This window comes from Streptomyces sp. NPDC006265, from assembly GCF_040613555.1.
GTDB lineage: Bacteria > Actinomycetota > Actinomycetes > Streptomycetales > Streptomycetaceae > Streptomyces.
In genome coordinates, this window is record NZ_JBEXSH010001203.1 from 1 (window position 1) to 2,101 (window position 2,101).

2 protein-coding genes are annotated in these 2,101 nt (G+C 71.9%); both read right to left on the reverse strand.

Features of this window, described 5'->3' with window-relative positions:
• Positions 1 to 65: 65 nt before the first annotated feature.
• Positions 66 to 968, reverse strand: coding sequence for a tRNA (adenine-N1)-methyltransferase (locus ABZ281_RS47075; protein ID WP_356664728.1), 903 nt, complete (start codon positions 966 to 968; stop codon positions 66 to 68).
• A gap of 55 nt (positions 969 to 1,023) precedes the next feature.
• On the reverse strand, positions 1,024 to 2,101 hold a 1,078-nt coding region (locus ABZ281_RS47080; protein WP_356664730.1), incomplete at its 5' end, for a site-2 protease family protein.

The following is a 2,101-nucleotide window of genomic DNA, read 5'->3' on the forward strand; positions in this document are numbered from 1 at the left end:
AGTTCCCGTACGGACCGGGTAACTCCACCACGGCGCCGGTGCGTTGGACGCGGTGACGGGCCGCCTCAGCGGGCGGCGCCGCCGTCGGCGTTGGGACCTGCGTAGTCCTCGCCGTAGGCGCCCTTGGCGGGGCGGCGGCGGCGCATGGGCGGCTCGACGCCGTCGGCGAGGCGGCGGGCGGTGAGCAGGAATCCGGTGTGGCCGATCATCCGGTGGTCCGGGCGGACGGCCAGGCCCTCGACGTGCCAGTTGCGGATCATCGACTCCCAGGCGCTCGGCTCGTTGAAGCAGCCGATCTCGCGGATGGATTCGACGGTCCGGGCGAGCTGGGTGGTGGTCGCGACGTAGCAGCACAGGATGCCGCCGGGGACGAGTGCCTTGGAGACGGCCTCCAGGCACTCCCAGGGAGCGAGCATGTCGAGGATGACGCGGTCGACGTCGGCGTCGGACAGGTTGTCCTGGAGGTCGCCGACGGTGAGCTGCCAGGCGGGGTGCGGGCCGCCGAAGTAGCGCTCCACGTTCGCCTGGGCGATCTCGGCGAAGTCGGCACGGCGCTCGTAGCTGTGCAGCATGCCCTGGTCACCGATGGCCCGCAGCAGGAAGCTGCTGAGCGAGCCGGAGCCGACGCCCGCTTCCACGACGCGCGCGCCGGGGAAGATGTCGGCGAAGGCCAGGATCTGCCCCGCGTCCTTGGGGTAGACCACGGCGGCGCCGCGGGGCATGGACAGGACGTAGTCGGGGAGCAGGGGGCGCAGCGCGAGGTAGGCGACGTTCCCCGTGGTGCGGACAACGCTGCCCTCGGGAGCGCCGATCAGCTCGTCGTGCGGGAAGGAACCCTTGTGGGTGTGGAAATTCTTCCCGGCCTCGAGCGTGAACGTGTAGTGGCGGCCCTTGGGGTCGGTCAGCTGAACCTGGTCCCCGACCTTGAAGGGCCCGCGCCTGCGGGCGGCACCGGTCGGTTCGGACATGTGACCAGCCTACCGGCCCCGGAGAGGGCCACCGACCACCAGGACGGCCTCGTGGTCAGGACGGCCGCGCCATCGCTTTGACGAAGGCGCGCTCCACGTCGGCCGCCGACAGGACGCCGTAGATCTCGCCGGTCTCCTCCACCACGAGGTATTCGGTGGCCGGGGTGGCGCGCAGGGCGTCCAGGAGTTCCTCGCCGGAGAGCTCCGCCGAGACCCGCATGCCGTCGGTGAGGTCCTGGGCGAGGCCGCTGACGGCGACCCAGGGGCGGCGGTGCTCGGGTACGCCGACGATGGCGGCCTCGCGGACGAGGGAGAGGGGCTTGCCGTCGGGGTCGACGACGACCAGGGCGCGGGCCCCGGCGGCATTGGCGCGGCGCAGGGCCTCCGAGAGCGGGATGTCCGACTCGACGGGGACCGCGCGGCGGGTGAGTGCGCGGGCGCGCAGCTCGGGGAGGTGCTCGCGCAGGCGGGCCATGCGCAGGCTGTTGCCGGCGCCGGTCCAGATGATCGCGGCGAGGATCGCGGCGAGCAGGGCGTCGAGGACGGTGTCCATGCCCACGTTGTCGACGGCGTCGGTGCCGAGGGCGCCGGACTGGGTCAACAGGGGCAGTCCGATGAGCACGGAGATTGCGAGGGCGCGGCCGACCCAGGCGGCGGCGATGGTGCCCGTCATCGGCTTGCCGGTGATCTTCCAGACGACGGCGCGGAGCATGCGGCCGCCGTCGAGGGGCAGGCCGGGCAGGAGGTTGAACGCGGCCACGATGAGGTTGGAGATCATCAGGCCCGCGAGCAGGACGCCCGGGACGGTGCCGGGTTCCACGGTCTGCACGGCGGCGTAGAAGATGCCGGCGAGGACGAGGGAGAGCAGGGGTCCGACGAAGGCCAGCACGAACTCCCGGCCGGGGGTCTCGGCCTCCTTCTCGATCTCGGAGACGCCGCCGAAGAACTGGAGCCGGATGCGGCGTACCGGGAGTTTGAAGCGGAGGGCGGCGACGGTGTGCGCCAGTTCGTGGACGAGTACGGAGGCGTAGAAGGCGACCGCGTTGTGGACGTGGCGGCTCATCTCGGCGTATCCGACGCTGAACAGGATCAGGACGACGCCGAGGACGACGAAGAGCAGCGGCTGGCCGACG

Bases quoted from the DNA above. Each gene is read 5' to 3' on its own strand.
- ABZ281_RS47075 (WP_356664728.1), bottom strand. From the start codon at position 968: ATGTCCGAACCGACCGGTGCCGCCCGCAGGCGCGGGCCCTTCAAGGTC.